The organism is Brevibacillus sp. RS1.1, from assembly GCF_013284365.1.
GTDB lineage: Bacteria > Bacillota > Bacilli > Brevibacillales > Brevibacillaceae > Brevibacillus > Brevibacillus brevis_D.
Window position 1 is genome coordinate 1,010,337 of record NZ_JABSVA010000002.1, and the last position, 22,738, is coordinate 1,033,074.

Sequence of the window (22,738 nt, forward strand, 5' to 3'; positions counted from 1 at the left end):
ATGCCGACCGACAATACTGGACCACCTGCTGTTCAATGCGCATGTTTGGAAGAACTCTCTCTTACGCGAAATATTTTTTAAAAAACTCCATCTTCTCACTCACGAAAGCATCATCCGAATCGATGCTACCCATGATATGAGGATCATGCATGCACAGACCCATTAGCCACAATTGGCGAATGCCTGTCATGAGCGACACCGCTTCCTGATCGTTTTCAGATAAGGGACGAACCTCGGTATATCCTTTTAGAAAAGCATTCCATAGCGACTCCACCAGTTCGTCATCTTCCTCGATCAATCTTCGGCTCAGCTTGAAAGCGGCCAGATCATACGCCCGCCAGCCATATCCGCATAGGTCGAAATCAAAGTGGGTATAGGTGTTGTCCTCACAAAAGTTCGTATTAAAATTCCCTTGAAGGTCTCCGTGGCAAATCCCCCAGTCGAGTCCGGCACGGATATGCTCGTTTAGCTTGGCTTCCAGCTCCATCGCCAGCCTTTGGAGAAATTGAAAATCTTCCTTCCGATGCTGCAGACATGGCTCGATGATGGCTAACGGGCGATGAATCAGCGTCTTGGCGTCCCATACCTCGCGGGCTTGCTGTGTGGAAAAGCCTTCTGCTTTGACATGCAGCTCCGCAACGGCTCTGCCGAATCGTTCGCTCAGTTCCTCGGTATCCATTTCTTGCTCCTTGCCCTCAGCAAAAGTGAACAACGCACCAAAGCGATTGCCCTCTGCTGCTTGCAGTCTCAAGACATGCTTTCCTGAGCCGTCTGCAATTGGCACAGATACAGGTACTCCTTGTCTATTCAAATGGAGCAACAGCTCCATCTCGAACGCAACTGCTGCTTCCTCTGTTCGCCAATCACCGCGATACAGTCTGAAAATTCGTTTTTGATTCATCGTCTTCACGAGATACGTATCGTTCATGCCTCGAAGCATGTAGTGAACGGATTGTATTTGTTCGGTTGGATATGCTTCCTGAAGTACTTTCTGTAATGCTTTTTCACAGATGGTTGAGTAGACGACGGGTACATGCATAGTCATGCTGCTCCTTTTTTGCCAAGTATTGGTGAGTTATTATGGAAGACGTGTGAATCGGGAAAAGGACACAACAAAAAAAGGACCTTGAAGGGCTAATGGCCGATCAAGGTCTGGTACAGGCTGCAACGATTTGTCCCCCTTGCTGAATAAGCTCTTCCAGGAATCGGGCAACATAAGTAATGGATTTGTATTCGTCACGCTCATCAGAAGGTTTGATGTCAAAAAGAGTTATTTCCTCACTTTTCCCTTGATCTCTCGCAATTCTTCGAGGATCAGATCGTACTTGTCGCTGTATTTGTCCAGCAAATCCTGTAGTCGCCCCTCGCGCTCGCGATTTGCCTTCATAATATAAAACAACAACCAGACAAACAAAGCAGCAAATGGCCCTTGCTGAAGTAATACGGTTGTTACTTGATCTTCCATGTTTGATCTCCCCTTTTGTCACAGTACAGAACGAGTGTCCCCGCATCGTTCTTATCTGTATTTTGTACAAAGGGCTTGTACATAATTCGTTGGGGGCAAAATTTTTATCCATACTTTTCTTTTTCCCTCTCATTTAGTACAATAAGTTTGTACATCCTCACAGGAAGGACTGGCACGCTCATGCTATCTCAGCGCTTACGCACAGCTCGTAAGACAAAAGGTCTGACCCAGGAAGAGTTGGCAGAGCATGTCTGCACGACCAAGGGGACGATCAGTAACTACGAGAATAACCACAGCACACCACCGAATGACATGCTGCGGCAATTGGCTGATGTGCTGGACGTCACGACCGATTGGTTGTTGGGCCGCACAGATGAAGTCACAGCTTATATTCTCCCAGCAACAGGAGAAACAAATCATCGTTCGTTGGACGAGCTCTTGCAGGAAAAGATCGATGACCCCGACGACTACTATTTCCTAGACGGGTATCTGGACGCCTCAGAAGAGGAGAAAAAAGAAATTCGCCGCTACTGGTACGACTTGAAGAAACAGTGGAAAGTCCGTAAAGTACGCGAGGAACGCCCTCCTTCTTTGTTTGACATCACAGAAGACATCAAAAAAAAATAACCCCAGTACGGGGTTTTCTTTTCAACCCAAAACAGAACGTACGTTCTTTACCATTCATCTAGGAGGTCCTTGATGCTTCACTCCCTTTTGCAAGAAATCTGCGAACCGCAAACATGGCTCGAGAGTCGCGTGTACTTGTTGCTTCAACATCACGGCATCGATTCGCCCGAACAAATCGATCTGCATCTGCTATGCGAGACGTACGGCATCGAGATCCATCACATTTGCGGCAGGAGTCGTACACACGCGCACCCCTTTTCGCCGGGACGTTATGTCATTGCGGTGGACGAGCGACTCGACCTGGCAACCCAGCGGGTAAAAATCGCGCATGAACTGGGACATTTGCTTCTTCATGAAGGCATTCAGCCCCAGAGCAGCGAATGGATGATTGACTGGCAAGAATCGCAGGCAAATCATTTTGCCGAGCATTTGCTGCTTCCCATTTACATGATGAGCACCCTTTTGGCCGATTGCTCGCGATACAACGCACCGGCTGTGTTGGCTCAGCGCTTTCAGGTGCCGATGCCTCTTGCCCGTGCCCGTTTTGAGCGCATACTGAGCCGTATGTATGCCAAAGGTTTTCCTGTCTATGGGTAAATGACGACATTATTTTTATGCAGGAGGCGATACCTGATGAAACGAGTCTTTATTGCTGGTGATGCATACACGACTCATTTTTTTGATCTCGCCTTGGAACAAGACGAGGAGTTGTCGCTGTTACCCTCTTTGCAGGTAGCCAGCTATCACGTGGCCCGCTTTGCTCTCATCATGCGAGATGACGGCCTTAGTGGTCTCGGTATTTTTCCTGGAGACGCCCTCTTGATCTCAGACTTTTCGATGGAGCCTGTAAAAGACAGACCTGTGTTGATCCGACAGGAGGGGCAGTTCCTTGTGCGCATCGCAGCAGACGTCAATCCATTGGAATGTCTGTTTACAACCACACGCGAGCAAGACACGCCCATGCTACTCCCCTCAGAAAATATTCGCATTACAGGTGTTGTATCCGGGATTATTCCACGTTCATCATCGTGACATCATTAAGCAGCCAATCCTTGATTGCTGCCACCGTTTGCTGCCACTGCTCCTGCGGAGTAATGGCAGCAGGCTTGTCACCCTCCTGCGATCCATAGCTTCCGAACTGGGAGTGGTTTCCCCCTTCTATCGTCATGTACACCGTACGCTCCGGCAAATATTGCTTGCTCTCCTCAAACCTTTCCATATTAATCACACCGTCGCGAGACCCGAGCAAAGACAGCACAGGCAAATTCACCTTCTCTAGGTTCCCCTGACTGTTCGGATACGCTCCCAGTAAAAACACGCCGTTGATTCGGTCCGGGTGGTTTGCTGCGAATTGAGCTGCCATAGTACCACCGAGCGAATGTCCTCCGATGACAAACGTTTTATTCGGGTACGCCTTTAATACTTGTGTGGCTCTCGTCATATCACTTACAGCCAAATTCAGCGGCATTCGTGCGAGAAAAACATGGTAGCCGGAGCCTGCCAAGGAACGGGCAATCGGTGCATAGCTCTCCGGTTTGACGAGTGCTCCCGGATATAAGATGAGTCCCGGTTCGCGTGACTCCCCGCCTTGGAAGATAATCCAGTCATTCGTATCCATGACTGTTATCCCTTCACCGCCTTGCATGGCCGTTAGTGCTGCCTGATCGGGCTGATATGGCTGCAAATACCATATAGCCAGACAAATCGCTGCAAGTGTCACCAATACGAGTGCCTGGAACCATTTTTTACGCGCTTGACTCATCCTGCCCACCTCGTTTCCGCCCCTATGTATGATGCTACTTATTATGTCTCAAACACGCTGCACATGTGCATAAATTGTGAATCTCGATATTTCCGTGGTGTTGACGAGCTGATTTTTACGTAGTAGTATTCAAACATACTACCTTATTTTCACCAAAAAGAGAAGGGATGGGAATTGTTATGAATCTACAAGATGTGCAATTTTGCGAGGAACTGGTAAGAAGTGCTGGAATGGAGCTGCTAGTGGAATTTGAAAAAGGAGCGCCCTGCCACAGCAAGGAAGCAATGGCTAAACGCTTTGAAGAGGTGAATCCCGTGGTTGAAGCTCGATTAAAGCGCACATTATCCGAGCGGTTCCCCACCTATCAATTCTCTGACGCCGAATTCGATCTGGCTGCACAGGAAAAGCCTGAATTCACAAGTCCTTATTGGGTGATGGATGCAATCGATGGAGCCGTTCACTTTCTACAAAAAATGCCGATGTGGGCTACTTCCCTCTGCCTGATTGACGGTGGACGCACGGTTGTTTCTTTTGTCTATGATCCATGCCGTGATGAACTGTTTACAGCAATTGGCGGGCGTGGAGCTTTTTTAAACGGACAAAAAATCAGTACCTCATCCAAATCGCTGCTGAGTGAGTGCATTCTAGGGACGATCTTTGCTTCCTCCGAGCCGATGAACCTCTTGGTCGGAAAGTATACAGCGAATTCCTTGACGCGAGTGATGCCAGAAGCTTTTGCCATCCGCATGCAAGGCGCGGTATCACTCCATCTGGCCTATGTGGCGTGCGGACGACTCGACGGTTACTGGGAATACGGTGAAGGGGTGTATGATTGGCTGGCTGGTGCCCTTCTGGTCCAGGAAGCCGGAGGCAAAATTACGGATACACAGGGGAATGATTTTTGCTGGAAAAGCACAGGCATCGTAGCAGCGGGCTCGACCATCTACCCTCAGCTGATCCAATTGACCCCAGCTTCATAACGAACAGATAAAAAGGGTGAGCCTATGCGCATCACCCTTTCTCCTTTTTCCGCTCACGAAAACGGCGCACCTTCATCAGGTTTCCGCACATTTTGTCATCGCACCAGCGGCGCACCCGGTTGCGGCTTTCATCATAAAACACCCAGCGGCAATCCTCGTTGTCACATATTTTGATTCGCTCCAGATGCTGCGGGGCAAGCAGCTCCGCGAAAGAAGCCGCAATTTGTGCCATGACGAGGGGCCATCCCTCTGCTTGACTGGATTGCTTTTGCCTGTAGCCGCCCTCCTCATCCACATACAACACCTGTATATGAAAAGGGGCGAGAGCCAACACTTTGTTCAATTCCGCAAGGTCCTCCTCTTGGAATCGGTCTCCACGGACAACGGCTTCCAGCATACGTCTCAAACGCTCCCGTAATTGCAAAAGAGACGCGGCATACGCCTCATTCATCGGCAGCGGAGCGGTTAGGTTGTATGTTTGCAAAAAGGATGACAGCCATTCCTGGTTCTCTAGGCGATTTTCCCAACGACCAGAACCGCGCCAATCCCGCCAATCACTATTTAAAAAATCGATACAAAGCCAGTCCATGTCATCCACTCTCCTGACGAAACCCTTCATTTTTCTCTCTTGTATGACCATACAGGATATGGTAATCTTTATTCGTAACCACCGTAACTAGATTAACCAGTTACAACTTCATTTCTTATTGCTATTATAGCGTTTCATCAATCTGTTTCACAGACGAGGAGGAAGCGTATGAATCGGAAGGAATTGCTTTTGCACGGATGGGAATGTGCGTATGACAAGGAAGACTGGTATCCACCCCTAAAAGAAGCGCTTTCCGGGATATCAGCAGCGGAGGCTAGCTGGCGCCCTGTGGGAGAAGCAGCCAACACCATCTGGGAAAACGTCAGCCACCTTCTTTATTACAAAGAACGCCTCTTGCATCGTCTTTTGGGCACCGAATTCCCTGGCTCCGCGGAGACGAACGATGATACCTTCACCCCATCCGGTGGTCCCGCTGACGAAGACGCTTGGCAAGCTACCCTCTTGAAAATGGAAAGCGTCCACCGCCACATTCATGAACAGCTTTCCTTGCTGACGGATGAAGAGTTAAACCAGATGGCTACCTATACACCCATTTACCAAAACGTAATGAGTCTTGTCTTGCATGATGCGTTTCATACGGGACAAGTCGTCCAAGTTCGCAAGCTGCAAGGCTCCTGGCCCGCCAGACGCTCATTTGAATAACAAAATTTCACATTGATTAATCCCGAACAATCCTTTATAGTTGTTAAATCACATAATTTCATACATGTTATCCTCATCTTTCACGGTGGGGATAGAGGTCGCGGCTTTTATATCATCCTGTACGAGATTCAGAGAAAATCAATGACTCCAGGTAAGGAAAATCCGCCGAAGCTCATATCGCGTCTCTGTGCGATTGGGTTGGGGCTGTACTCGAAAGGGGCAGAACTGTCACGTTTGCATGCCAAGCAAACGTGGTGAGCTATCTTCAGTGAAGGCTTGGTGGGGATTGGATGATACCGCCCTATGCCATTTTTTTTGGCTATGGCGGTTTTTTAATTTCCGACCTTCCTTCTCAAAAATCAAGAAAGGTCGTGCAAGCAGCTTATGTCACAAAATCAATTGCAACGTGGTTTGAAAGCCCGACACCTGACGATGATCGCCATCGGCGGCTCGATTGGGACGGGATTGTTTCTCGCGAGTGGAGGCTCGATTCATTCCGCCGGACCAGGTGGAGCTTTAGTCGCCTATCTCGCTATTAGTATCATGGTTTACTTTTTAATGACCAGCTTGGGGGAAATGGCAGCCTTTATGCCTGTTTCCGGTTCGTTTTCGACGTATGCCACACGGTTCGTCGATCCATCTCTCGGCTTTGCTCTCGGTTGGAACTACTGGTACAACTGGGCGATTACCATTGCCGTCGAGCTGTCAGCTTCTGCACTCATTATGAAATATTGGTTCCCGGATACCCCAGCGATAGTGTGGAGCGCTTTGTTCCTCGGATTGCTGTTTGCCTTGAATCTCCTGTCTGTGAAAGCCTATGGAGAATCTGAATATTGGTTCGCCTTGATTAAAGTAGTAACGGTTATCATCTTTATTATTGTCGGTGTGTTGATGATTTTTGGCATTATGGGTGGTCAAGCAGTTGGCTTCCAAAACTTCACCAAAGGCGACGCGCCATTCAATGGCGGCTTCATGGCCCTGCTCGGTGTCTTTATGATTGCCGGATTCTCTTTCCAAGGAACAGAGCTGGTTGGTGTAGCAGCTGGGGAAAGCGAAGACCCTGCCCGCAATATTCCGAAGGCCATCCGTCAAATTTTTTGGCGCATCCTGCTCTTCTACATCCTCGCTATTTTGATCATTGGGTTGCTGGTTCCATACGATAATCCAAATCTGATCAGTGGCGACCTTACGGATATTGCGATCAGTCCGTTTACGATAGTATTTGAAAATGCCGGTTTTGCTTTTGCAGCATCCGTCATGAACGCGGTTATTCTCACGTCTGTATTGTCTGCTGGTAACTCTGGCATGTACGCATCTACACGCATGCTGTGGAACTTGGCGAAAGAAGGAAAAGCACCAAAATGGTTCGCAAAAGTAACAAGTAACGGTGTACCAATCAATGCATTGATCTTGACTGCGCTCATCGGCGCCCTTGCTTTTCTGTCCTCTCTGTTTGGGGATGGCGAAGTGTACGTATGGCTTTTGAATGCGTCCGGTATGTCAGGCTTCATCGCTTGGCTGGGAATTGCCATTAGTCACTACCGCTTCCGCAAAGCGTTTATCGCTCAGGGCCGAGACTTAAGCGAATTGCCTTATCGGGCAAAGTGGTTCCCGTTTGGACCGATTTTTGCCTTCATCATTTGCTGTATCGTTATTTTTGGGCAAAACTACTCCGCATTCATCGGGGGAACGGTTGACTGGTATGGCGTCCTGGTCTCTTACATTGGCCTGCCACTCTTCTTACTCATTTGGCTCGCTTATAAAATCAGCCAGAAGACCAAGGTCGTCCCTCTTGAACAAGTTGACTTCAGCATGGATGAATACACGAAATAATCGAAGAAAAATTTCGGATTCCCGTGATCTAAACGGGAGTCCTTTTTCATGTTTGCCAACCTATTAAAAACCGCCCCACAATAGCCGATAGTATAGAAAAGAAGCAATTGAGATCCGTTTCCTTCCGTTCTCACAACTCATACTAGTCATCTGATAAAAGGTAAACATGATCTCCTGCCTTCACGACTGAACATGAATCCATGTGAGGAGAGTAGAACATGCAAATCCAATCGTATTCCCGCTACCTAACCCCCCAGCTCCCAACTAGCCAAACTGCACCTAAAATGGTGACGGGAACTAGTCTGGGATTGCCCAAGCCCGATACGGTAGACCTTCGTTCACACAAGGCACGCGAGCTACCTGCTGATGCCATCGAACATCACAGCGTCCAATTTTTCTTTAGCACTGAGATTAATGAGCGTTTGGATAAAATTTTCGCAGATAAGCCACCCGAGGCTCGCAAAGCCTTTGACCACATCCTGGAGCAAAACTTTTTCAACTCCCAATCCACCTACACCGATGAAGAAAGAGCTGCTTTGGTAGAAGTCGGTTTAACCCAAGGCAAATATTTGGCAGACCAATACATGGCTGATGAGAAAAATGCTGCTGAATTTTTGGATACCCTCCATCTGCTCGCAGGTGTTGCCAAAACACGAAAGGTTGACCCTGCAACTGGCAGTGTCAGCTACGTAGAGCTTCCGCAAAAACCACAAGGGGCGCCGAACGACTATGTTAATCCATCCAAGCTGATGGAGCGGTATGACCCAGAAGCCTACAAAAAAATGCAAGCGGCCACAACCAATCCAACAGAGAAAGTAAGCATGCTGATTCAATTCGTCAAAAAGCTGCAACATCGTCCAGACTGGATCACACAATACCGGAACGAACAAGCTACGCTTCTCTCCGATTTAAAAAACACAAAAATCACTAACCGCTTCGAGAATGTAAATACAAAGGACACCACTGAATTTGTTCGTCAAATGAATAAGCTCACTGAAAATGCTTCCTTTTCTGCGATCACACCATTGCTACAAACGAATCTTGCTTCTTTTATGAAGAGCCTGGCCAAGAAAACGAGTTAACTGCACAAAGATGATCGGCACAGCCCCTCCCGAACTTTCTGGGACTGGGGCTGTTTTTTTCTGGTGTAGTCCGGGTCCCGTTGCTTTTCCATTTAAGGAAATGTACAGGCAGGTGGTGGATATACTAACCCGTAAAGGAGGAGACGAACATGGTTGACAATCGCGAAAACGACCTGCCTGATTTCAAGCAACTGGATGACAGACTGATCGCTCAACCTCCCACGAGTCCAATACTCGCAATCCGTACCAATCTGGACAAGGAACCAAATGACGTCGACAATCCGTATGTGCAGCAAGACTCTACATCCACTGGACAAAATAAGGGGGAAGCAAATGACTGATCGTACCTCACAGGAAAAGCCCGACATGGGTTATAACGGAAGCAATATGCATGGTTACTCCCTTACGCCAAAGGAAGGGACATTGAACCAAACTGCCAAGTCGGCTACGGAAAACAAAGAAAACAGGGACAAAGAATAGTACTTTTCCCATTATGAAAAACAAATCCCCTTTGGGGAAACAGGCAGTTGCTCACTTTGCCTTTTTCCGGAAGGGGATTTCTTTTGGGGTTCTGGCCAAGAACGTGGTGAAAAACATTTTTTTATTGACGAAATTGTATTGGAAATATATACTTTTCATGGATTTGATAATGAGAATCGTTATCAAATCCTTTTATATATAATCAGGAGGTTTCCCCATGAAATCCAGGCTCTTCAAACACATTTATAGTACAACTTTAGTCACTTCACTCCTTACAGGTGGTGCCCATTTTGCTCTGGCTGCTCCACTCGTGGCCACTGCGGAACAGACGGATGTTTCCCCTTTGTCGCTAGATTTCGCAGTCGAACAGGCAATAAAGAACAGCGTTGATCTGGAGCTGCTTCGAATTGAATTAGATATAACGAAGTACGAAACATCCATCACACTAAGAGAAAAGGAAGAAATCAAAAAATCCGACGTCATAACTCTGGCTGATGCAAAAAAGAAATTCGAAGACGCCGCCAAAGCGATCAAAGAAGTGGTTGCCGATGAAGTCGCCCTGAATACGCAAAAAAACACCGTTCAATTGCAAGTACATAAAGCTTTCTTCGAAGTCCAATCATTAGACGCCAAAATCAAAGCGCAAAAGAAGAGCTTGCAAAGACAGTACTGGCTGAACTCCCAAGAAACAGAAGCTCACAAAAATCTTGCTGCCCTTGAAGCCAGCTACAAGCAAGCGTTAGCCAAGCTCAACGATTTATTGAATGAAAAAGCAGACAGACAATGGAGAATGATCGCGACTGATCTGACCCAGCACGAGCTGCTTTCCCTGGAGCAATTGCAAGCAAAAGCTTTTGAAAAGCGTCCTGAGATGATCAAAGCGCAAGCAGAAATAGATTTTACCCAAGTAAGAATTGATTACACGGCAGAGTATTCCGCACTAAGCACACATAAAGGAATAATTGCAAAAAATGAGCACAAAAAAGCGGAACTGCAAAAACAAAAAACGCAAAAGAAAATCAGTCAAGAAGTAAGTGACAACTATACGAAGGTACTCACAGCGAAAAAGGCATTAGAAGAAAGTACAACAAAGAAAGAAACCGCATTGGAGCGCTATCAGGCAACAATCGATCAATATAGATTGGGGAAGGCATCGATGAAAGAATTGATGGAAGACGAAGCAAGCCTGTTTGACTCTGAAACAAAAGCAATTGAATCGGTTTATCAATACAATCTCGCTGCTACCACCTTGAACCAGTCAATTGGCTATTAATATTCCGCATTACGAAGGATCTCATTTATTCATATAAAATAAAGAAGGCTTCATCCCAAAGGGTGAAGCCCTTACTCATTTAACAGTCTCTCAAAAACTCCCGGCATCACCAGACGACCACCGTCTATCCCAAAATCCTCTATGAACCACCAAGCTGATAGCACACTATGGCAATACGCCCACGCCAACACTCTCTCTTTTTGCAAAGACAGCGCCTTCGTCAGCCCATCGACCCGCTGCTTCATTACCTCTTCTACTCCATCCTCTGGCAAATGGTTCAGCAAAAACGGAATCACCTCGTATTCCGTCTCCCCGATCAGCCCTTTTGGATCAATTGCCAACCACGGCTCTCTTTCTGCCCGCAAAATATTTTCATGATGAAGATCACCATGCAGCAGGTACAATTCTTTTTGTGTGGGAAGAAGCTTTTTGTACCATTGCATAGCCCGCTCCACCATTTGCTCAGGAATCGGTCCTGTCTCCCCTTGGAAATGAGGGCGAATCTTTTTCAGTCCCACAGCCCAGTCTGCTATCGTTGGAAACGTAGGAGCAAGCTTGCCACCTTTCGAAACGGGTGTATGCATTCTTTTGATCACGTCCGCCAAGTATTTTATTCGCTCATCTTCGCTACTCAGCTTGTCCAGTGTCTCTCCTGGCATGATGCGCTCCAAAAGCATGATCCCTTTTTCCTCGTCAGCATCGAGCAGCTGCACCATTCCCCTGCCTGCAAAAGCCCGAATCGCTGCCAGCTCTCTCTGCCAATCCAGTCCAGGCACTCCCAGCTTCAGCACTGCGCTTCTCCCATCCTGCAACACAACTGGTGCTACAAAGTTATAAGAGAGTGGAAACGGCTCAAGCACTTTTAATAACCACCGTGCTTCGCATTCGGCAATCAACTCATGAAAGGAATCCAGCCAGAGACGCCCCGCTTCTTTATGTACGCCCATAATGGTTTGGGTAAAATGGGTTGGCAGTGAAATCATTAGGAATCTCCTCCTCGAACTACTTGCAAAACATCCTCTTGCATTAGCTTTCAAGCTGTTCCCTTCCCCAGCTGCGTAAGAAGAAGCGCATTTCCAGTCAAGCGCCTCTGGAGCCCAACCCAGCTCAGGAAAAAATGGCGGGGGTTTTCAGCTTCACTCATGGAATCCTTCTTCGAAACTTCAACGTTTGAAGCGCTCCCGCCATTTTTTCCTGAGCAGACAGTCAATCCCCTTGCGGGGCGTAGGCCGAAGCGCAGACTGGAAATGCGCTTCTTCCCCACCACAACCACTCGTAAAAAAAGGGAGCAGCTTGAAAGCCGCCCCCCTTTATTTCCCGGAAAATGTTAGGACAGTCGTCCCATCAAGCGCTCCATACGTTCCAGCGCCTTCTTCAACTGCTCCATCGATGTTGCATAAGAACAACGAATATGTCCCTTTCCGCTTTCGCCGAACACATCTCCAGGTACGACTGCTACCTTTTCCTCCATCAGCAGCTTCTCAGCAAACTCAGCAGAGCTGAGACCTGTAGAGGCTACAGATGGGAATGCGTAGAATGCTCCGTCCGGCTCATGGCAAGTCAATCCGATATGACGGAATCCATCTACCACATAATTGCGGCGCTGACGGTAGCTCTCGATCATTCGTTCCATATCCGAACGTCCATGGCGTAGTGCTTCCAATGCAGCCATCTGAGCCATTGTCGGTGCACACAGCATGGTGTACTGATGGATTTTCAGCATGCCTGCGAGCAAATCAGGTGACGCGCAGACATATCCCAGACGCCAGCCGGTCATCGCGAATGCTTTGGAAAAACCGGAGATCAGGATCGTCCGATCTTTCATCCCTGGCAGAGCCGCGATACTCTCGTGCATGCGACCGTAGGTAAGCTCCGCATAAATCTCATCAGAGATCACCATAAGGTCGTGCTTTTCAATGATCGGCAAAAGTGTTTTCCACTCCTCAGCCGTCATCGTCCCCCCGGTCGGGTTATTGGGATAGCAGAAAATGATTGCTTTTGTACGCTCGGTGATGTGCGTCTCCAACTCTTGCGGTGTCAGCTTGAACTGGTTTTCCATCGTTGTTTTCAGGAAAACCGGCACCCCGCCAGCCAAGCGAATGACTGGTTCATAGGAGACATAGCAAGGCTCTACGACCAATACTTCATCACCTGGATCGAGAATGGCACGCAGTGCGATATCAATCGCTTCGCTGGCGCCAACCGTCACGAGAATTTCTGTCTCTGGATGATAGCTGACCGAAAAACGTTCTTCCAAGTATTTCTGAATTTCCACACGCAATGGCAGCATACCTGCATTGGATGTATAAGCTGTATGTCCACGCTCCAGCGAAGAAATCGAAGCTTCTCTCATGCGCCAAGGAGTGACGAAATCAGGCTCCCCTACACCTAAGGAAATGACTCCCTCCATCGATGCTGCCAAATCGAAAAAGCGGCGAATTCCTGATGGCTTCAACGATTGAACTGTACTGGATAAACGGTTTTTGACTTTGACTTGTGTACTCACGGCGTAACCACCATTCTGTGATCTTCGTCACGATCTTCCAGCTCAATGCCATCGTGCTTGTAGCGTTTCAAAATAAAATGTGTAGCTGTTGAGACAACTGAATCGAGAGTGGACAGCTTTTGCGAAACAAAAGTGGCTACCTCTTTCATCGTTTTGCCTTCCAAAATAATCGACAAGTCATAGCTTGCACCAGACATCAAGTAAACAGCCTTCACTTCTGGGAAACGGCAAATTCGCTCTGCCACTTCATCAAAGCCGACATCGCGCTTCGGCGTCACTTTCACATCAATCATCGCGTTCACGTACGGATGATCGTCCACACGCTCCCAGTTGACCAGCGCTGGATATTTGACAATGACCTTCTCGGCTTCCAATGCTGCAATCGTCTGCTCAACGACCTCGGTTGGCTCTCCGATCATTTTTCCGATTTGCTCAGCGCTCATGCGACTGTCTTCTTCCAACAGGTGTAACAGCTCTCTTTGCTTCAAGCGATCCATGCCCCACCACTCCAGTTTTCTCTTTATTTTTTCCATAAGTACGTGTTCAAGTAGTCGACTTTTTGAACGACGTCAGAAAGCAAAAAGCCCCAGCAACCAGGCTCATGATTTCCATGAATCCGGTTGCTGAGGCGAAGGTATCGCGGTACCACTCAGCTTTTATGCCTCTCTCACAAAAGGCAAACTCGTGCTGTCTACGTAGACATGCGCCCCATAACGTGGGCCATCCGCTGCTTTCTACTTGGCATTTTCAAAAGCAGAGCTCCAAGGTGGCTTTCAAAAAGAGTTCGCGGCTGCCCTCTCAGCTAACAGGCAACTCTCTGGACGTCAAAATCCCTTTTTTACTTTCCTTTTCACGGCTGTGTTGGTTGTTTTATTGAATGTCTCAGATTATAAATGACGGTTTCTCTCATTGTCAACCAACAACTTCTGTCTGCTGAACCTCTTTCAAACCGTTAGGCAACCAGACGCGAAACACCGTCCCTTTTCCCAAGCTGCTTTGTACGTCAATTTTTCCACGATGATTTTCTACGATGGATTGGGTGATCGACAGCCCCAGTCCAGCCCCTCCGCTTTTGCGTGCCCGTGAGGATTCAATCCGATAGAAACGGTCGAATACATGCGGGACATGCTCCGGTGCGATTCCAGCTCCATTATCTCTGATCGTCAGTTCAATCCCATTGGCAATCTTGCTTACTATAAGCTCGATCTCACCATTCACAGGGTCAGTATGCTGCACCGCATTTTGAAACAGATTGAGGATAACTTGCTTCATTCCGTCACAGTCGAAAGCAACCGTAACATTCTGTTCTACGCGGAAATGAACGTTTCGGTCGCCGGCCAGCACCAAGAGCTGCGACTCCATACTGTGCACGACTGCGTCCAACTGCCCTTCTAGCAAAAGGAAAGCCGGTTCCCGATCCATCCGAGCCAGGTACAGCAAATCGTTGACGAGTTTGTTCAGCCGCTCTGTCTCGCCGTGCATGCTTTTCAATGCTTTCTGTAAATGTTCGGGATTTGCCGCCGCACCGCGCAACAGCACCTCCAAAAAACCATGGATGGATGTCAGCGGTGTTCGCAACTCGTGCGAAGCGTCCGCTACAAAACGTCTCATCCGCTCCCCAGCTTCCTGCTCAGTTTTAAAGGAGGTTTCCAAGCGTTCCAGCATTCCGTTAAAGACCGCCGATAATTGATCTATCTCCATTTGGCCTTGATCCATCGGCAGTCGCTCATCCAAATTACCTGCATTAATCCGCTCGACTGTAACCTCAATACGCGAAAGTGGGTTCAGCGTACGGCGGAGAACAGGCACATAAGTTAACAAACCGATAAGCAAGGCGAGTGCAGATGCAGAAAAGAAAATGATCAACTGTGGAAACAGCACTTCTCGCATCGAGCCGACAGGGGTGCTCAGCTGTACAATTCCTTGCAGCTGATCAGGTGAACGGATGGGTGCCAGTACGACCAAATAATCCGTACCAGTACTACCCTCCAAAATTTTGTATTTGAAAGTACATACGCCACTAGCCAAGATCTCGCGGTATAGACTCTCCGGAAAGCGCGGGGAATACCCTTCGCTCGGATTCGCAAACAACTCCGTCACGTTAGCGTCGTTGTCAATAAAGGCATACTTGATATCGGGTGTATGCAAGGAAAGCAACGCACTGACATACTGATCGTTCTTTGGGAGCGTTTCCGTGTCCTCCAAGACCTGATACGGAAGAGTGACTGCCAGATTTAACAAGCTTTCCGCTTTGCTGCGATACAAGAATTGCTCCATCAAGAAGTATTGAATCATGCCGATTAGAAGCAGCAACCCGGATAAGATAAATAACGAACGAGACAGTAGTTGATAACGCAAAGAGTTCGGTTCTAGAAAAGGGGCCCATTGATTGTTTCGATTCTTCTTCATACAAAATCAACCCGATAGCCCGCACCGCGCAATGTGCGAATAATCCGATGCTGACGATCGTTCAATTTATCACGCAGGGAACGAATGTACACCTCGACAATATTCTCCTCCCCACCGAAATCATAGCCCCACACGTTATCCAGAATCATTGGTTTACTCAGCACCAAGCCGTGATTTGTCACCAAATATTTCAGCAAAGAGTATTCCGTTGGCGATAGCTCCAGAAGCGTGCCCTCGTAGGTAATTTCTTTTCGCCTGTCATCGATCTGAAATGGGCCGAGGTGTAGCTTGGAGAGCAGATGTGGGTAATGATTACGAATGCGCGCATGGATACGGGCAAGCAGCTCTTCAAAGCTAAACGGCTTGATCATATAATCATCGGCACCGAGCGTCAGCCCTTTTACCCGATCCTCCACGTCTTCTCTGGCTGTCAGCATAATCGTCGCTACATTCTGTATCTTTTTCAGCATCCGGCATACCTCGAATCCATCCATGCCAGGCATCATCACATCGAGAATAACGACATGCGGCTGATACTCCTTCACCATGGTCACGGCCGTCATCCCATCTTGTGCCGTCAATACTTGGAAGCCTTCATTCTCAAGACCCATCTCCAAAAATTGCAGGATGGTCGGCTCATCATCGACAAGCAATATTTTAATGCCTTTGTTTAGGCTCATTTCTTTCACCTCACCTCTATTTTACCTGAACAGGATAAGCGTAGCTGAATGTTTGCTGAATATCCCCTGAGTACGAGCTGAAAGCTTTATGAAAAATAATAAACCAAAAAATGTAAATTTAACAGAAAAACGCTGATCATTCTCTAACCATTGCACGTTCAACAAACTTTCAGCTAGCTTTCAAGCCCCACTCAGCTTCCTCTCTCATAATGATTCCTGCGAAGCCAAATACATACGACCCAAGTCTGAACACTTCAAAAACATGGAGGTTATTCAATAATGAAAAAGAATTCGGTTATCCTGACTGCCTCAGTTGCCACACTCATGGTTGGTATCGGGGGTTACATGCTCTATGACTATTTTGTAGGAAACCATGTGGAGATCCGGCCCGCAGCTGCGGTAGCCGTAGCCTCATCTACCGCTTCCTCTACGCCTCTGACAGCAGATCAACTGAATAAAAAATGGACGATCAATGACCAGTCCAAAGTCTATTTCTCCGTAACGACGTCGAAAGAAACGGTAAACTTTGAAATGGACGGCATTACTGGCAGTTGGGATGTGAACCTCTCTGCACCGGACCAAATGAAAGCAACAGCTTCCGCTGACTTGAATAAGCTGAACTCCGGTAATGAAAAACGCGACACCCATATCAAATCTCCTGATTACTTTGATACAGCCGTCCATCCAGCTGCTACTTTTGAAGCAAAATCCTTTGAGAACTGGCCATCCACATGGACAGAAGGACAAAAGGCTTCGTTCACCATCAATGGCGTCCTGACTGTAAAAGGAATTGCCAAAGATGTGAAAATTGATGCTGACGCGATTTATTCCCAAGGCAAGCTGCAATTGGAGGGGACTTCCGTCGTAACGTTTGGTGACTTCGGATTGACTAGCCCTCATACGATCGTGGCCAAAACAGAGGAAAACATTACGATTACACTGCGACTCGCGTTGGATGCTGTTTAATCAGTCCTTTTCGCGCGAACTGCTTACGGAGACGTCTGGCCTTCACAGACGTCTTTTTTCACAGTTTTTTACATTGTAATATTGACATTGTTAAAATGATATCATAACATGAAAGTATAAGAACAGATTCAAGCAAACGGAAAGGATGATCTTGTGAATACGTCTCCCCTTCGAGCCAAACGCATCCACTTTCGGACCAAAAAGTACCGCTCGCCGGATGGACTTCCTACAGATATTTGCCTCTTTACGCTCCTTTCCATCCCGCGCCAAACGAAAACCAAATCATTGCCACTCAAGCAATTGGCCGTTCTTCTGATCAAGCGAAAAAGCAATACATTTGGAGAGCAATGGGCTTTGCCTGGCGGTTTTTCCCATGAATCGGAGACACTGGACGAATGCGCCTATCGTGAGTTAAAAGAAGAGACGAATATTGACCGCGATGTACACATCGAACAGCTGAAGACATACTACAAGCCAGGAAGAGATCCTCGTGGTTGGATCCCAAGCGTTGCCTATGTCTCCCTCGTTCATGAAGACTTATTGAAGCACGCACAGGCAAACGACGATGCATCAGACGCGCAGCTGTTTCCAATTGAGGAAGCCTTTGCCCTCAACCTCGCTTTTGATCATCGTGAAATTTTGACTGACGCCTTACAGCGCGTTCGTGAGCAGATGCTGCAAACGACTATTGCCAAAGCATTTTTGCCAGATGAGTTTACCTTGAGTGAATTACTGCAAGTGATCGAGACCGTCGTTCCATCCTTTTCGGCAAAAGATCGGGGCAATTTTGAGCGGCGCTTGCTTGCGACAACCAGACGGCAAGGACTTCTCGAGCCAGTTCTATCTGCTGACGGACAACCTGTCTACTCGACCGAGTTTTCGAATTCGCCAGCCAAGCTCTATCGCTTTACTGGCTTTACGCCAACTGCCATGATTTACTAGAAAAGTCCACATTCAGGAGGTTTTTTCTATGAAAGCTTTGATTGTGATCGACTACACGAATGATTTTGTTGCGACAGATGGTGCATTGACTTGTGGAGAGCCTGGTCAGGCTATTGAAGGACGCATTGGAGAGCTGATCCGCGACTTCCTCGCAGAAGGCGACTTTGTCGTCATGGCAGTCGACGCTCATCGCGAGCAGGACCCGTACCACCCTGAGACTGGACTCTACCCTCCGCACAATATTATCGGTACGGCTGGCCGGAATTTGTATGGCAGCATTCAGGAGATTTACGAGGAATTCGAAGATACGATTCACTGGATGGATAAGACGCGCTACAGTGCTTTTCAAGGCACCGACCTTGCGCTATTGTTGCGCACGAGAGGTATCACTGAGATTCATCTAGTAGGTGTCTGCACAGACATTTGCGTGCTGCATACAGCGATTGAAGGCTTCTATAACGGCTTTTCTGTCGTCATCCACGAGGATGCAGTAGCGAGCTTTCTTCCCGAAGGTCACAAATGGGCTCTCGGTCATTTTCAAAACCAGCTTGGCATGACTGTTCGAAAAAAGTAACTGGCTCATGACGATAGGAGGCAATTTTTATGCGAATCGGTATTTATGGCAGCAGCTTTGACCCCATCACGTACAGCCATTTGTTCACGGCTGCGACCGTCGCTCACCGCAGACGACTGGACAAAGTCATTTTCGTACCCTGCTCTTCAAAGCGTCATGATAAAAAATTGCAGACAGAGGACGCCCATCGCTTGCACATGCTCAAACTGGCTTTGGCTGGCAGTACACACAAAACAAACAAAGATGGCGAACCTCTTTTCGAGATTTCAACAGTCGAAATGGATGCCTTGCCAGGTGAAACCTATACGTACGATACGATGATGCACATGAAAAGGAAGTACCCGAACGACGAGCTCTTTTTCATCATGGGATCGGATTTGTTAGAGGGACTATCGAACTGGGGCAACGCTGAAAAGCTAGTCGCAGGCTTCAACTTCATCGTGATGTCGCGCGAAGGCTATCCGACCGCTGACCTGATTGCGGATGACGCGCTACTGCGCAATCATGACGAGCATTTCCTCATTATGAGCAAGGGCATCAACATGGGAATCAGCTCTACCTACATCCGGGACGAAATCCGCAAGGGCGGCGATCCCAGCTTCCTGTTGCCCGATGCGTGCCTTCAGTACATTTATGAAAATGGAATCTACAAAGAACCCTCCATATAATCTCCATAAGAAAAACAGCCGAACCTGTGAAGTGTCGGCTGTTTTCTTTGTCGTCTCCATCAACGATTGAGATGATTGGCAATTGCAGGTTGTCGCATTTTTTTCTGATAGTTCACTAAGCATATACTGCACACGATCAATACCAGACCGGCGATGAGCGAATACGTTACCGGTTCGTCCATGAAAATGGTGCCAGTGATGACTGCGATGAGCGGCACGAGAAACGTAAAGGCGGCCACCTTGCTCGCTTCGCCTGCATTCACAAGCCCAAAGTAAATGACAATAGCAATCGGCACACCAAATGTAGCGCCATAACTGAGACCGATCAGATATGGAGCATTCCAGACAATGTCGGACCAGCTTTCTACGCCTGTCCCCAAAAGAGTTAAGGCCGCGCCACCGATGATGCATTGCATGGCAACCATCCACAGCGAATCTACCTTGGCACTGACTTTTTTCACATAGATCACGCCCATCGCCCATGTCAGAGCCGTCAACAAGCCTAAAATGACGCCCACGATGGAAACCTGTCCAGTCAGTCCATCTGCACTAACCGCAAGTATCCCGAGGAATCCCATGATCAGCCCAATGATTTTGAGCACTGTCATGCTCTCACCCAGCCACAACCAGGCAAAGAGTCCAATCAAGATTGGCTGGAAGTACACCAACACAGAGAATAATCCACCTGGCAAATACACGAGTCCAACCGTCTGAATGCCGTAAAAGCACAATGTATTCAGAAAGGCAGATATACAATAACACAACCAGTTTTCACGCCAGTTGATCTTTTTCCATTTCGGTAAAATGAATAAAGCAAGCAGAAGTCCACCAATCAGCGAACGCATTCCTGCGAATAAAATCGGTGGCGTATAGGCGAGTGACATTTTGTAGATCGACCAGCTTAATCCCCACATCAACACCAAACTTGCAATAGCGACAACAGTCTTACCCGAAAACTTTCCCACGAGGGGCCTCCCTTTCTAGCTGCACACTTGCACTTATGTTTTTGTCCGCCTCCTATAGTACCACACAAAAGAAACAGCCGGATGTTCTCACCCGGCTTTACTTCCTGCCATATTATTGCAGTTCTTGACGCAATAACTGATCGAAATCATCTGTCGGAAGCGGTTTGCTGAACAAATAGCCTTGACCGTGGTCACAGCCATTTTCCTTCAAAGCCGCTACTTGATCATGGAGCTCAATTCCCTCAGCGATGACATTCATATTCAGACTTTGTGCGATGGTAACAATCGCTTTTACAATCGCCTGACTCTCTTGGTTGTGGTGAATGTCGCGAATAAACGAGGCGTCAATTTTGATCGTATCGACTGGCAAGCTTTTAATATAACTAAACGAGCTATAGCCTGTCCCAAAATCATCAATCGAAATTTGGATTCCAATGTCCCGAATCTGTTGCAAAACTGCCGTCGCCTCTTCCATTTTGACAAAAATGCTCTCCGTAATCTCGAGCTCCAGCCAATGAGGAGACAGGTTTGTTTCCTGAAGAATATCCTTGATCATCTCGACCAGATCTTTTTGATAGATCTGTCTCGCTGACAAATTCACAGAGACCTTCAGCGTATATCCTTGATCGTGCCAGTTTTTGTTTTGTTTACACGCCTGTTTCAAAATCCATTCCCCAAGCGCCAGGATCATCCCCGTCTCTTCAGCGATTGGAATAAAGCGATTCGGCGGAATGATGCCCAGCTCTGGATGCACCCATCTGACGAGCGCCTCCATGCCCGTCATCGCACTTGTCGCGATATCGATTTTGGGCTGGTAGTAAATTTGGAACTGCTCTTGTTCAATGGCTTTCCGCATCTCATTTTCCATCAAGATACGCTCCAGCGACTTCGCCTCCATCGACGGATCGAAAAAGTCATAGCCATTCTTCCCGCGCGATTTTACGGTATACAAGGCTGTATCGGCCCGTTTCAACAAATCTTCGGGATTGTCCCCATCCTGCGGGTACAAGGCGATGCCGATGCTGCACGACACATTGAATACATGGCCGTCCAATTCAAACGGCCGCTGCAGCTGATACATGATCTGCTCTGCCAACGCAGTCGCTTCGTTGCGATCTTGCAGTTGGTTCTGCATAATCGTAAATTCATCTCCACCCAACCTGGCCACAACATCTCCTGGCTTAAGACATGCCTGTAGACGCTTGGATGCTTCGATCAGTAACATATCCCCTACATCATGACCGAATGAATCGTTCACATCCTTGAAGCGGTCCAAATCCAAAAACAGCACAGCCAGACTCGATTGGAAACGCTTAGCCTGCATCATTTCCTTGCTGAGCTGTTGGACATACATTCGTCGATTCGGCAGATCTGTCAACGCATCGTGATAAGCCAAGTGGTGAATCGTCTCTTCGGACTGTTTCCGGTCTGTGACGTCACGGGTAATGAGAAGCAGCCTGGTTACATTTCCTTCTTCGTCCATAATCGGATTGATTTTGCTTTCCGTCCAGATAACATCGTTTCTTTGGGTATTAATTCGGCATTCTACCATGTACTCCTTACGCGTAGAGAAGGCATGCTGAATCGCATAAGCAAAAATATCTCGGTCATCCTCCACAATCCACTCGAACAGGTTATGGATTTCCTCATCAGGAACGGTATGCTCCCACACACGCTTGTGAGACGGAGACAAATAGAGAAACTCCCCATCCAGGTTGATGATGCTGATGATATCCGACGTGTTTTCTGCGATGATGCGATACTTTTCTTCACTCCGTTTGAGCTCGTCTTCCATCTGCTTGCGAGCTGTGATATCACTGCGAATGGAAAGGTATTGATAGATTTCGCCCGCTTGGTTCTTAAATGGGACAATGGTTGTATCGACCCAATAATAGCTGCCATCTTTTGCGCAATTGCGAATTTCTCCCCGCCAGACCTGGCCAGATCGAATACAAGACCACATTTCTTTAAAAAAGCTTTTCGGATGGTAACCCGAATTAAGAATCCGATGGTCATTTCCAATCAGTTCGCTTCGTTCGTATTTCGATATGCGGCAAAATTGCTCATTTGCCCGCAAAATAATCCCCTTATGGTCCGTAATTGCCAAGATCGTGGATTGGTCCAAAGCGTATTTGACATCTGCCAGCTCATTCACAACCATGTTCAGCTCACCATCTTTTTCACGTAGTAGCCCCGCCCAATCTTGGGGTGTCAGTGAAGATATCATTTGGTTTTTCATTTCAATCTCCTGTTTATACTTTCGGATATAGTCAA

At 47.6% G+C, this 22,738-nt stretch carries 25 protein-coding genes, 1 riboswitch and 1 other annotated feature; of the genes, 14 read left to right on the forward strand and 11 right to left on the reverse strand.

Annotation, left to right across the window (positions count from 1 at the left end; genetic code table 11):
* Positions 1-61: 61 nt before the first annotated feature.
* A complete protein-coding gene (locus HP570_RS10305) occupies positions 62-1,039 on the reverse strand; it encodes a homoserine kinase (protein WP_173625662.1) in 978 nt (325 codons plus the stop codon).
* Positions 1,040-1,270: 231 nt separating this feature from the next.
* The gene (locus HP570_RS10310; protein ID WP_012684855.1) at positions 1,271-1,465 is read right to left on the reverse strand and encodes a BhlA/UviB family holin-like peptide; all 195 of its coding nucleotides are present in this window, start codon (positions 1,463-1,465) and stop codon (positions 1,271-1,273) included.
* 180 nt (positions 1,466-1,645) lie between these two features.
* Between HP570_RS10310 and HP570_RS10315 the strand changes: the two genes are divergently transcribed.
* From HP570_RS10315 to HP570_RS10325, 3 genes are all read left to right on the forward strand, one after another.
* Positions 1,646-2,092: a helix-turn-helix domain-containing protein gene (locus HP570_RS10315; RefSeq protein WP_041749275.1), complete on the forward strand. Its 447-nt coding sequence runs from the start codon at positions 1,646-1,648 to the stop codon at positions 2,090-2,092.
* A 72-nt stretch (positions 2,093-2,164) separates the two neighbouring features.
* Complete coding sequence (locus HP570_RS10320) at positions 2,165-2,689, forward strand: ImmA/IrrE family metallo-endopeptidase (protein ID WP_173606441.1); 525 nt, start codon at positions 2,165-2,167, stop codon at positions 2,687-2,689.
* A gap of 36 nt (positions 2,690-2,725) precedes the next feature.
* A complete protein-coding gene (locus HP570_RS10325; protein ID WP_026134137.1) occupies positions 2,726-3,124 on the forward strand; it encodes a hypothetical protein in 399 nt (132 codons plus the stop codon).
* Here the strand turns inward: HP570_RS10325 and HP570_RS10330 are convergent.
* Positions 3,102-3,854 carry an alpha/beta fold hydrolase gene (locus HP570_RS10330; protein ID WP_173625663.1) on the reverse strand — a complete coding sequence of 251 codons (753 nt, stop codon included), beginning with the start codon at positions 3,852-3,854 and terminating at the stop codon, positions 3,102-3,104. The genes HP570_RS10325 and HP570_RS10330 overlap by 23 nt on opposite strands.
* 179 nt (positions 3,855-4,033) lie before the next feature.
* Between HP570_RS10330 and HP570_RS10335 the strand changes: the two genes are divergently transcribed.
* A complete protein-coding gene (locus HP570_RS10335; RefSeq protein ID WP_173625664.1) occupies positions 4,034-4,834 on the forward strand; it encodes an inositol monophosphatase family protein in 801 nt (266 codons plus the stop codon).
* 31 nt (positions 4,835-4,865) lie between these two features.
* Here HP570_RS10335 and HP570_RS10340 read toward each other — a convergent pair whose 3' ends face one another.
* The gene (locus HP570_RS10340) at positions 4,866-5,423 is read right to left on the reverse strand and encodes a CGNR zinc finger domain-containing protein (protein WP_012684849.1); all 558 of its coding nucleotides are present in this window, start codon (positions 5,421-5,423) and stop codon (positions 4,866-4,868) included.
* A 168-nt stretch (positions 5,424-5,591) separates the two neighbouring features.
* Between HP570_RS10340 and HP570_RS10345 the strand changes: the two genes are divergently transcribed.
* The 6 genes from HP570_RS10345 (at position 5,592) to HP570_RS10370 (ending at position 10,754) form a co-directional block, all read left to right on the forward strand.
* Positions 5,592-6,086: a DinB family protein gene (locus HP570_RS10345; RefSeq protein WP_173625665.1), complete on the forward strand. Its 495-nt coding sequence runs from the start codon at positions 5,592-5,594 to the stop codon at positions 6,084-6,086.
* A gap of 84 nt (positions 6,087-6,170) precedes the next feature.
* Positions 6,171-6,356: riboswitch (Lysine riboswitch) on the forward strand.
* Positions 6,357-6,470: 114 nt separating this feature from the next.
* A complete protein-coding gene (locus tag HP570_RS10350) occupies positions 6,471-7,919 on the forward strand; it encodes an amino acid permease (RefSeq protein ID WP_173625666.1) in 1,449 nt (482 codons plus the stop codon).
* Between the two features lie 218 nt (positions 7,920-8,137).
* Complete coding sequence (locus HP570_RS10355) at positions 8,138-9,001, forward strand: hypothetical protein (protein WP_173625667.1); 864 nt, start codon at positions 8,138-8,140, stop codon at positions 8,999-9,001.
* A 149-nt stretch (positions 9,002-9,150) separates the two neighbouring features.
* Positions 9,151-9,342 carry a hypothetical protein gene (locus HP570_RS10360; RefSeq protein ID WP_173625668.1) on the forward strand — a complete coding sequence of 64 codons (192 nt, stop codon included), beginning with the start codon at positions 9,151-9,153 and terminating at the stop codon, positions 9,340-9,342.
* A complete protein-coding gene (locus tag HP570_RS10365; protein ID WP_012684844.1) occupies positions 9,335-9,481 on the forward strand; it encodes a hypothetical protein in 147 nt (48 codons plus the stop codon). Before HP570_RS10360 ends, HP570_RS10365 begins: the two co-directional genes overlap by 8 nt.
* Positions 9,482-9,698: 217 nt before the next feature.
* Positions 9,699-10,754 (forward strand): TolC family protein, encoded by a 1,056-nt coding sequence (locus HP570_RS10370; RefSeq protein ID WP_173625669.1) that lies wholly within the window; start codon positions 9,699-9,701, stop codon positions 10,752-10,754.
* 71 nt (positions 10,755-10,825) lie between these two features.
* Here the strand turns inward: HP570_RS10370 and HP570_RS10375 are convergent, their stop codons facing one another.
* The 5 genes from HP570_RS10375 to HP570_RS10395 form a co-directional block, all read right to left on the reverse strand.
* Complete coding sequence (locus tag HP570_RS10375) at positions 10,826-11,737, reverse strand: aminoglycoside phosphotransferase family protein (protein ID WP_173625670.1); 912 nt, start codon at positions 11,735-11,737, stop codon at positions 10,826-10,828.
* Positions 11,738-12,081: 344 nt separating this feature from the next.
* Positions 12,082-13,260 carry an aminotransferase gene (locus HP570_RS10380; protein ID WP_173625671.1) on the reverse strand — a complete coding sequence of 393 codons (1,179 nt, stop codon included), beginning with the start codon at positions 13,258-13,260 and terminating at the stop codon, positions 12,082-12,084.
* Positions 13,257-13,757 carry an Lrp/AsnC family transcriptional regulator gene (locus tag HP570_RS10385; protein ID WP_007722565.1) on the reverse strand — a complete coding sequence of 167 codons (501 nt, stop codon included), beginning with the start codon at positions 13,755-13,757 and terminating at the stop codon, positions 13,257-13,259. The genes HP570_RS10380 and HP570_RS10385 overlap by 4 nt, the downstream gene beginning before the upstream one ends.
* A 124-nt stretch (positions 13,758-13,881) precedes the next feature.
* Positions 13,882-14,123 (reverse strand) — a binding site (T-box leader).
* 49 nt (positions 14,124-14,172) lie between these two features.
* On the reverse strand, positions 14,173-15,669 hold the full coding sequence (locus HP570_RS10390) for a sensor histidine kinase (RefSeq protein WP_173625672.1): 1,497 nt from the start codon (positions 15,667-15,669) through the stop codon (positions 14,173-14,175).
* On the reverse strand, positions 15,666-16,349 hold the full coding sequence (locus HP570_RS10395) for a response regulator transcription factor (RefSeq protein ID WP_173625673.1): 684 nt from the start codon (positions 16,347-16,349) through the stop codon (positions 15,666-15,668). Before HP570_RS10395 ends, HP570_RS10390 begins: the two co-directional genes overlap by 4 nt.
* 279 nt (positions 16,350-16,628) lie before the next feature.
* Here HP570_RS10395 and HP570_RS10400 point away from each other — a divergent pair, with 279 nt between their 5' ends.
* From HP570_RS10400 to nadD, 4 genes are all read left to right on the forward strand, one after another.
* A complete protein-coding gene (locus tag HP570_RS10400) occupies positions 16,629-17,315 on the forward strand; it encodes a YceI family protein (RefSeq protein WP_173625674.1) in 687 nt (228 codons plus the stop codon).
* 153 nt (positions 17,316-17,468) lie between these two features.
* Positions 17,469-18,257 (forward strand): NUDIX hydrolase, encoded by a 789-nt coding sequence (locus tag HP570_RS10405; RefSeq protein ID WP_012684832.1) that lies wholly within the window; start codon positions 17,469-17,471, stop codon positions 18,255-18,257.
* A 28-nt stretch (positions 18,258-18,285) separates the two neighbouring features.
* On the forward strand, positions 18,286-18,831 hold the full coding sequence (locus HP570_RS10410; RefSeq protein ID WP_007729905.1) for a cysteine hydrolase family protein: 546 nt from the start codon (positions 18,286-18,288) through the stop codon (positions 18,829-18,831).
* 29 nt (positions 18,832-18,860) lie between these two features.
* Entirely contained in the window at positions 18,861-19,499 is a 639-nt protein-coding gene (nadD, locus tag HP570_RS10415; RefSeq protein WP_064201671.1) for a nicotinate-nucleotide adenylyltransferase, read from the forward strand.
* 59 nt (positions 19,500-19,558) lie between these two features.
* On the opposite strand, the gene HP570_RS10420 is transcribed toward nadD, so the two are convergent.
* Both HP570_RS10420 and HP570_RS10425 read right to left on the reverse strand, forming a co-directional pair.
* Positions 19,559-20,464, reverse strand: coding sequence for a DMT family transporter (locus tag HP570_RS10420; RefSeq protein ID WP_173625675.1), 906 nt, complete (start codon positions 20,462-20,464; stop codon positions 19,559-19,561).
* Positions 20,465-20,576: 112 nt separating this feature from the next.
* Positions 20,577-22,703, reverse strand: a complete 2,127-nt coding sequence (locus tag HP570_RS10425) for a bifunctional diguanylate cyclase/phosphodiesterase (RefSeq protein WP_173625676.1) — start codon at positions 22,701-22,703, stop codon at positions 20,577-20,579.
* Between the last annotated feature and the right edge of the window lie 35 nt (positions 22,704-22,738).

Bases quoted from the DNA above. Each gene is read 5' to 3' on its own strand.
- HP570_RS10410 (WP_007729905.1), top strand. From the start codon at position 18,286: ATGAAAGCTTTGATTGTGATCGACTACACGAATGATTTTGTTGCGACA.
- HP570_RS10345 (WP_173625665.1), top strand. From the start codon at position 5,592: ATGAATCGGAAGGAATTGCTTTTGCACGGATGGGAATGTGCGTATGAC.
- nadD (WP_064201671.1), top strand. From the start codon at position 18,861: ATGCGAATCGGTATTTATGGCAGCAGCTTTGACCCCATCACGTACAGC.
- HP570_RS10375 (WP_173625670.1), bottom strand. From the start codon at position 11,737: ATGATTTCACTGCCAACCCATTTTACCCAAACCATTATGGGCGTACAT.
- HP570_RS10390 (WP_173625672.1), bottom strand. From the start codon at position 15,669: ATGAAGAAGAATCGAAACAATCAATGGGCCCCTTTTCTAGAACCGAAC.
- HP570_RS10425 (WP_173625676.1), bottom strand. From the start codon at position 22,703: ATGAAAAACCAAATGATATCTTCACTGACACCCCAAGATTGGGCGGGG.
- HP570_RS10330 (WP_173625663.1), bottom strand. From the start codon at position 3,854: ATGAGTCAAGCGCGTAAAAAATGGTTCCAGGCACTCGTATTGGTGACA.
- HP570_RS10335 (WP_173625664.1), top strand. From the start codon at position 4,034: ATGAATCTACAAGATGTGCAATTTTGCGAGGAACTGGTAAGAAGTGCT.
- HP570_RS10355 (WP_173625667.1), top strand. From the start codon at position 8,138: ATGCAAATCCAATCGTATTCCCGCTACCTAACCCCCCAGCTCCCAACT.
- HP570_RS10360 (WP_173625668.1), top strand. From the start codon at position 9,151: ATGGTTGACAATCGCGAAAACGACCTGCCTGATTTCAAGCAACTGGAT.
- HP570_RS10315 (WP_041749275.1), top strand. From the start codon at position 1,646: ATGCTATCTCAGCGCTTACGCACAGCTCGTAAGACAAAAGGTCTGACC.
- HP570_RS10365 (WP_012684844.1), top strand. From the start codon at position 9,335: ATGACTGATCGTACCTCACAGGAAAAGCCCGACATGGGTTATAACGGA.
- HP570_RS10350 (WP_173625666.1), top strand. From the start codon at position 6,471: ATGTCACAAAATCAATTGCAACGTGGTTTGAAAGCCCGACACCTGACG.
- HP570_RS10385 (WP_007722565.1), bottom strand. From the start codon at position 13,757: ATGGATCGCTTGAAGCAAAGAGAGCTGTTACACCTGTTGGAAGAAGAC.
- HP570_RS10400 (WP_173625674.1), top strand. From the start codon at position 16,629: ATGAAAAAGAATTCGGTTATCCTGACTGCCTCAGTTGCCACACTCATG.
- HP570_RS10370 (WP_173625669.1), top strand. From the start codon at position 9,699: ATGAAATCCAGGCTCTTCAAACACATTTATAGTACAACTTTAGTCACT.
- HP570_RS10325 (WP_026134137.1), top strand. From the start codon at position 2,726: ATGAAACGAGTCTTTATTGCTGGTGATGCATACACGACTCATTTTTTT.
- HP570_RS10310 (WP_012684855.1), bottom strand. From the start codon at position 1,465: ATGGAAGATCAAGTAACAACCGTATTACTTCAGCAAGGGCCATTTGCT.
- HP570_RS10320 (WP_173606441.1), top strand. From the start codon at position 2,165: ATGCTTCACTCCCTTTTGCAAGAAATCTGCGAACCGCAAACATGGCTC.
- HP570_RS10305 (WP_173625662.1), bottom strand. From the start codon at position 1,039: ATGCATGTACCCGTCGTCTACTCAACCATCTGTGAAAAAGCATTACAG.
- HP570_RS10395 (WP_173625673.1), bottom strand. From the start codon at position 16,349: ATGAGCCTAAACAAAGGCATTAAAATATTGCTTGTCGATGATGAGCCG.
- HP570_RS10340 (WP_012684849.1), bottom strand. From the start codon at position 5,423: ATGGACTGGCTTTGTATCGATTTTTTAAATAGTGATTGGCGGGATTGG.